The 6,586-nt window shown below is 72.5% G+C and carries 8 protein-coding genes; 2 read left to right on the top strand and 6 right to left on the bottom strand.

The genetic code is table 11. From position 1 onward, the window contains the following. The 4 genes from J1C73_RS28020 to J1C73_RS28005 form a co-directional block, all read right to left on the bottom strand. The coding region (locus J1C73_RS28020; RefSeq protein WP_207318825.1) for a protein kinase domain-containing protein at window positions 1–1,189 on the bottom strand (1,189 nt) is incomplete at its 3' end. Window positions 1,190–1,322: 133 nt separating this feature from the next. Then, window positions 1,323–1,589, bottom strand: a complete 267-nt coding sequence (locus J1C73_RS28015) for a DUF8847 domain-containing protein (protein WP_123461639.1) — start codon at window positions 1,587–1,589, stop codon at window positions 1,323–1,325. Between the two features lie 17 nt (window positions 1,590–1,606). Then, window positions 1,607–2,359 (bottom strand): TetR/AcrR family transcriptional regulator, encoded by a 753-nt coding sequence (locus tag J1C73_RS28010; RefSeq protein ID WP_123461640.1) that lies wholly within the window; start codon window positions 2,357–2,359, stop codon window positions 1,607–1,609. 38 nt (window positions 2,360–2,397) lie between these two features. Continuing rightward, complete coding sequence (locus tag J1C73_RS28005; RefSeq protein ID WP_207318824.1) at window positions 2,398–3,333, bottom strand: AurF N-oxygenase family protein; 936 nt, start codon at window positions 3,331–3,333, stop codon at window positions 2,398–2,400. A gap of 178 nt (window positions 3,334–3,511) precedes the next feature. Here J1C73_RS28005 and J1C73_RS28000 point away from each other — a divergent pair, with 178 nt between their 5' ends. Both J1C73_RS28000 and J1C73_RS27995 read left to right on the top strand, forming a co-directional pair. Next, the gene (locus J1C73_RS28000; RefSeq protein WP_207318823.1) at window positions 3,512–4,630 is read left to right on the top strand and encodes a ferritin-like domain-containing protein; all 1,119 of its coding nucleotides are present in this window, start codon (window positions 3,512–3,514) and stop codon (window positions 4,628–4,630) included. A gap of 234 nt (window positions 4,631–4,864) precedes the next feature. After that, window positions 4,865–5,758 (top strand): hypothetical protein, encoded by an 894-nt coding sequence (locus tag J1C73_RS27995; protein WP_207318822.1) that lies wholly within the window; start codon window positions 4,865–4,867, stop codon window positions 5,756–5,758. On the opposite strand, the gene J1C73_RS27990 is transcribed toward J1C73_RS27995, so the two are convergent. Together J1C73_RS27990 and J1C73_RS27985 are read right to left on the bottom strand one after the other, a co-directional pair. Next, window positions 5,759–6,235 (bottom strand): DUF3291 domain-containing protein, encoded by a 477-nt coding sequence (locus J1C73_RS27990; RefSeq protein ID WP_207318821.1) that lies wholly within the window; start codon window positions 6,233–6,235, stop codon window positions 5,759–5,761. Continuing rightward, window positions 6,232–6,586, bottom strand: a 355-nt coding sequence (locus tag J1C73_RS27985; RefSeq protein ID WP_242644802.1) for an amidase family protein, incomplete at its 5' end; no start/stop codon positions are given. The genes J1C73_RS27985 and J1C73_RS27990, both read right to left, overlap by 4 nt.

Genomic DNA, 6,586 nt, shown 5'->3' with positions numbered 1-6,586 from the left:
GGCTGAGGGGCCGGCTGCCCGGCGGGGAGGGCGGCCGGGGGACGGGGCAGCTCACGCGGCATCGAGAGCTGGGCCGTCGCCAGATCGGGCCGTGCGGCGCCGCGGTCGATGATCCCGAACTGGGCGGTCCGGGTGTCCCGGCCGGGCGCGGGGCCTCGGACCCGCTGCCTGCGGGGAGCGCCACGGCGTCCTGCACGTCCGGGACGCCGGAGGCGGCGGGGACGCCCGCCGGGTCCGACGGTCCCGCCGTGGCCGCGGAGTCCTCGACGGTGGGCGGTGCGGCTTCCAGGGCCCGGGCGCGTACGGCCTGTGCGGCCATGGCCGCCGACAGCGGAGCCGGCAGCCAGTGGCCGCCCCTGGCGAGCCCGGCCGCGCCCTCCAGGGCCAGTTCCGCGGCCACCGCCCCCGCCGTCGGCCGGTCGGCCGGGTCCTTCGCCAGGCAGCGGGCGACCAGATCGCGCAACGCGTCCGGCACGGCCGCCAGTTCGGGGTCGGTGTGGGCGATCCGTTCGGCGGCCTCCGCCGCCGGGCCGTCCGCCAGCGGGGTGCTGCCGGTCGCCGCGTACGCGAGCAGCAGGCCCAGCACGAAGAGGTCGGAGGCCGGACCGGCCTCCCTGCCCTCGACCTGCTCCGGGGTCAGATAGCCGAGCCGGACGGAGAGCTGCCCGCCCGGCCGCGCCTCGGCGTCGGCCGCCGCACCCAGGGGGCCGAAGGCGGTGAGCCGCGGACCGTCCTCGGCCAGCAGCACCGTCCTGGGGGCGAGGCCCTGGAGCACGGCCCCGGTGGCGTGCACCCGGGAGAGGGTTTCGGCGACGCCCGCGCCCAGTATCCGCAACGGACGCTCGGGGAGCGGCCCGGCGGTCTCGATCGCCTCGGCGAGGGTCAGCGCCGGTACGTACTCCGAGGCCGTCCACAGCAGGTCGTCGTCCTCGGACCCGTCCGTACGGGTGGCGAGCTGCGCCGCCACCCAGCCGCCGGCCAGCCGGTCCGCGGTCCGCGCCTCCGCCTGGAAGCGCCGCCGGAAGGCGGGCAGCGCGGCCAGCGCGGGCCGCGCCGCGGTGATCACGGCGAGGTCCTGCGGGGCCGCGCCGCGCGCGAGGTACTGCACCGCCGCGGCCGTCTCACGCAGCCGTGCCAGCGTCGTGTACGGGCCGAAGTGCCGTGGATCGTCCTGACGCAGCGCCTCCATGGCGCACCCCCTATGTGACCGTCCTCGGACCAGATCGTCGATCTTACGACCTCGCCCGCGACAGGGAGCGGGCTCCCGGCGGTCCATGGCCGGGGACCGAACGGCGGCCCCGACCCGATGCGCCCCGGACGCGTCATCCCGGCTTCGACCAGGGCCACTTGGGGCTGTGGCGCTCACGGCCGCCGGGGGCGTACTCGTACACCCAGCCGAGCTGGATGCCCAGCCGCTTGGAGTGCCCGGCCGGGACCCGGCGGTAGGCATGCACGGTGGCCGGCCCGCCGTCGGCGTCCGGGACCGGGACCTCGTACCACTTGGGCGGGTGGCCGGTCGGGCCGACGAGTACGGGCAGGACCCGTCCGTCCAGTGGTCCGCCGGTGAAGGGGGTGTTCTCGCTTCTCACCGCCCCAGTCTGACCGATCAGCCCGGGGGCAGCAGATGCGCGGCCGCGCCGACCACCGGGGTCAGCCGGTCCGCCAGCCGGCCGGCCGGGCCCACCGCGGTCTCCAGGGGCAGCAGCTCGGCCACGGCGGCCGCGGTGCCCGGGTCCGTGGCCGCGGTGACGGCGAGGAGTCCGATGAACTGGTCGACGAGCCAGTCGCGCAGCTCGGACGCGGCAGGCTGCTTCTCCTCGTCCAGCCAGATGAGTGAGGCCGCCTCGACGGCCGCTATCCAGGTGCGCACCATCATCCGCAGCCGCGGTCCGGGATCGCTGCCCGCGCCCCGGCCCAGGTGCAGGAGTATCTGGTCGGCCGCCGCCCGCCGCACCTCGTCGACGATCGTGCTCGTGCGCGACGTCTCGGCGACACTGCCGCCGCGCAGCAGTGCGCTGAAGCCGGCGTCGTGCTGGTCGACGAAGGCGAGGTAGCGGTCCAGGACCCGGGTCACCCGCTCCGTGGGCGGGCCCACGGCCGGTTCGGCGAAGCACAGGATCAGTTCCTCGGCGGCGGACCTGAGCGCCGCCTCGTACAACTGCTGGCGCCCGCCGGGGAAGTAGCGGTAGACCAGCGGCCGGGAGACCCCGGCCACCGTCGCGACCTCGTCGAGCGAGACCTCGTCGGGGGCCCGGTGCGCGAAGAGGGTGAGTGCCGCACCGAGGAGCTGGGCGCGCCGCTCCTCGACGCTGAGCCTTCGGTACGCACGGTTCGACGGCGCGGCTGCGGCAGGGGTCATACCGGCCAGCCTAAGGGCTGATGCCGTGTCCGCGGCCGTCAGGCCAGCAGGCCCGAGCTCTTCCACAGCCTGCGTCCCACCCCGTTGAGGACCCCGATGTCGTCGAAGAAGTCGGTCAGCCGCTTGGCCCCCGACTGCATGACCTCCGCCCGGTGCCCGCTCGCCCGTACCTGGGCCACGGCCTCCTGGCGGTCCAGGCCGACCGCCCCGTACACCTGCGGATTGACGAAGCAGACCGAGAAGACGCGGGCCGCCTCGCCGCAGCTGACCCGGGTGAGCTCGCGCTCCCAGCGGGGCGCGGTCACCATCTGGCGGCGCAGCTCCTCGCGGGCGTACCGGACGTGCCGGGCCTCCTCGACCACATGGATGCGGGTCACGCCGCGCACCAGGGTCTGGACGCGCTCGTCGGGGAAGGTCAGCCGCTGCATCCAGTCGAGGATCTCCTCGCCGAGCAGGGTGGCCGCGAACGAACCGGGCGTGGTGGAGACGGTCTTCAGTACCCGGGCGAGGTTGTGGTACCGGCGCGGGACCGGGTAGCAGGGCGACCCGCCCCAGGTGATCATCCGGCCGAACATCATCGAGTGCCGGCACTCGTCGGCTATCTCGGTGAGTGCGTAGCGGACGTGGTTGCTGGTCACCGGCTTGTCGTAGATGTGCCGGACCAGCAGCTGCATGAGGATGATCTCGAACCAGATGCCGAGCGAGGCCAGCGAGGCCGCCTCGTGCCGGGCCAGGTCCTGCCGCTGCTCCTGCGACATCTTCCGCCAGAGCGGGGTGTCGTAGAGGGAGATCAGCTCGGGCGGCCAGAACCACTTGCCGTCCTCGGCCGCCGAGTCCCAGTCGAGCTCCTCGTCGGGGTCGAAGGAGTGCTTGGCCGAGGCCTCCAGCAGCCGTTCGGCGATCTGCTCGCGGTCCCGGAGCGGGCCGAGTGCGTCGCGGAGGAGCTGCACATCGCGTTCGGTCACTGGCGTCATGGCTGGAGGCACCTCACACATGGGTTACCGGCGGTCACCTCTTATGAGACCGTCTGTCAGCAAGCCCGTCAATCCCTTGCGCACGACTTGTTGACCCGGCGTCTACCAACGTGTGAACCTGCCAACTGAACGAATCGACAGGTGATTTGTCGGAGCATGCGAGGCGAAGGAGCCGTCCATGTCGACCCACGACCTCTACACCACCGCCCCCGGACAGCCGTTGTGGACGGTGCCCGCCTCGGGCGCGGCCCGCTTCAGCTGGGACTACGACGACGGCCGCGAGCGCCTCCTCGCCCTGTACCAGAAGGGCAAGGACAAGCAGTGGGACGGCAACAAGCGCATCGACTGGAGCCTGGAGGTCGACCCCACCGACCCGCTCGGCACCCCCGACGAGGCCCTCACCCTGTACGGCACCCCGCACTGGGCGAAGATGACCGGCAAGGACCGGGGCGAGCTGCGCAAGCACTACACCTCCTGGCAGTTCAGCCAGTTCCTCCACGGTGAGCAGGGCGCGATGATCTGCGCGGCCCGGATCGTGGAGTCCGTCCCCGATCTGGACGCCAAGTTCTACTCCGCGACCCAGACCATGGACGAGGCCCGGCACGCGGAGATCTACGGCCGTTTCCTGCACGAGAAGATCGGGATGCTGTACCCGGTCAACGACAGCCTCCAGGGCCTGCTCGGTGACACCCTGCGCGACTCCCGCTGGGACATGCCCTACCTCGGCATGCAGGTCCTCATCGAGGGGCTGGCCCTGGCCGCCTTCGGTATGATCCGCGACACCACGACCAAGCCGCTGCCCAAGCAGATCCTCGCCTACATCATGCAGGACGAGGCCCGCCACGTGGCCTTCGGCCGGATGGCGCTGCGCGACTACTACAAGCAGCTGAGCGACGTGGAACTGCGCGAGCGCGAGGAGTTCGTCATCGAGGGCTGCTACCTGATGCGCGACCGGCTCAGCGGCGTCGAGGTGCTGGAGAACTTCGGCATCGCCAAGCAGGAGGCCAAGGAGCTCTCCGAGCACTCCGAGTTCCTCCAGCTCTTCCGCAAGCTCCTGTTCAGCCGCATCGTCCCGTGCGTCAAGGACATCGGGCTGTGGGGCGAGCGGCTGCAGAAGGCGTACGTCGACATGGGCGTGCTCGAACTCGGCGACTCCAGCCTGGACCTGCTCATGGCCCAGGACGAGGAGATAGCGGAACAGCTGGACCGGGACCGCTTCGAGGCCGAGGAGCAGGAGCGGGTGGCGGAGGTCGCGCAGGCGATCGCCGACGGCGGGGCGGACCGGCCGGCTTCCTGAGCGGGGGCGGCGGGTGCGGGGAGCGCTGAGTAGGGTCGTCCGCATGTGCGAGACAGATGACGCCGCCGGTCCGGTTGCCGCCGGGCCGGCCCCGGACCGCCCGGACCGGCGCAGCTGGACGTGCGCGGGACGCGGGTCTTCGTCGAGCGGGTGCCGCTGACGGACCTCGAACTGAACCTGCCGGGGGCCGGGGTTCGAAATGGTGTTCGTGGCCCATGACGTAACTTGAGCGCCATGACCACGCCGCCGCCGCAGCCGCCCCAGGGCCCCTACGGATCTCCCCAGGGCCCGTACGGACCGCCGCCGCAGCCTCAGCAGGGCCCGTACGGACCGCCGCAGCCGTCCCAGGGCCCGTACGGACCGCCGCAGCCCCAGCGGAACCCGTACGCCCGGCAGCACGCCCCCGGCCCGCAGCCCTTCGGGTATCCGCAGGGGCCGCCGCCCTTCGGGTTCCCGCAGGGGCCGCCGCCGCCACGCAAGAGCCGGACCGGGCTGATCGTCGGGATAGCCGTCGGCGCGCTGGTGGTGGCAGGCGGCGTCGCGTTCGGGGTCTCCCGGCTGGCCGACGCCGGGGCGTCCGCGGTCAGCGGTGAGTTTCCGGCGGCCGAGTACCGGCTGACCGTGCCGAAGAAGCTGCTGGACGACGAGTACACGCTGTTCAAGGACTCCTCGTCGACCGAGGGGCGGGAGATCGAGGAGACCTACGACCCGAGCATCCGCGATGCGAAGGCCGTCGTCACCCAGTACAACTCCTCCGCGGGCGGCACCCTGGTCATCTCCGGTCTGTGGGGACGGATCAAGGGACCGGAGTTCACCCGGGACAAGATCCTGGAGGGGGCCACCCAGACGAAGGGCATGACCATCGCCGTACCCGCCCGGGACTTCACCCCCGACGGGTACGGGGTCACCATCTCCTGCCAGGTCGTACGGGCCAAGGACGGCGCGATCACCAGCACCATCCCCATGTGCGCCTGGGGCGACGACAACACCGCGTCCTTCGTCGCCGTCGTCACGCCCGAGACCGCGCTCCAGGCCCCCGAGAAGGTCGACCTGGAAAAGGCGGCACTGGACACCGCCCGGGTCCGGGCCGAGTCGCGCAAGCCGGTCGGCGCCGCCCAGGCCGGCTGATCAGCTCGCCGCGCCGGGCGCCGGGAAGCTCTGGCGCAGGGTGAACGCCCGCTGCGCGGGCCCGTGTTCACGCAGGTGCAGCAGGCTCTCCTCGGCGTCCCGCACCGTCGGGCGCTCTCCCGCGGGCACCCACCACAGGGCGGTCATCGCCTCCTGGATCTGCTCGAACCACTCCCGGCGCCGGGCCATCAGCTCCCGGTGCCGGCCCTGGTACATGAACGCCGTCAGCGCGTCCTGGTCCCGCCACACGGTCAGGTTCAGGATCAGCCAGTCGTCCCCGAAGACCGCCACGTCCGTGGCGTTCCCGCTGTCGCTCTTCAGCCGCCAGACGAAGCCGGGCGCCGCGTCCGCCGCCGCGTTCACCGGATCGAGGCCGTCGACGAAGTCCTTGAACTCCGGTGAGTCGAGCGGGAATCTGAGGCGGGATATGTTGACCTGGGCCAGCTCATGGGTGGGCGTGGGTTCATTCGCTGTCATGGCCGCACCGTAGTCAGCGCCCTCTCCACCGCACCGGCCATTCCGAGCAGCGAGACATCGGCGCCGCGCTGCGCCACCAGTTGGAGCCCGACCGGGCAGCCGTCCGGGGTGAATCCGGCGGGCACACTCGCCGCGGGATGCCCGCTCAGGTTGAACGCCCAGGTCAGCGCGGTGGAGAAGAGCTCGCCCGGTCCCTCGTGGCCGTGCGGGCGGTTGGGGGTGACCGGGGTGAGCAGCAGGGGCGTGTCCGCGAAGAAGGCGTCCAGTCTGCGGTCGTTCTCCCGCCGGAGCTGCTCGTCGGGCGCCGCCGCCCGCCCGCCGCGCACCGCCTGCCAGACCGCCGCCGGGTCG

The sequence above is a fragment of the Streptomyces laculatispora genome, assembly GCF_017353455.1.
GTDB classification, from domain to species: Bacteria; Actinomycetota; Actinomycetes; order Streptomycetales; family Streptomycetaceae; genus Streptomyces; species Streptomyces laculatispora.
Note: the sequence above shows the minus strand (reverse complement) of the source record. Positions and strands in the feature narration are given on the sequence as shown.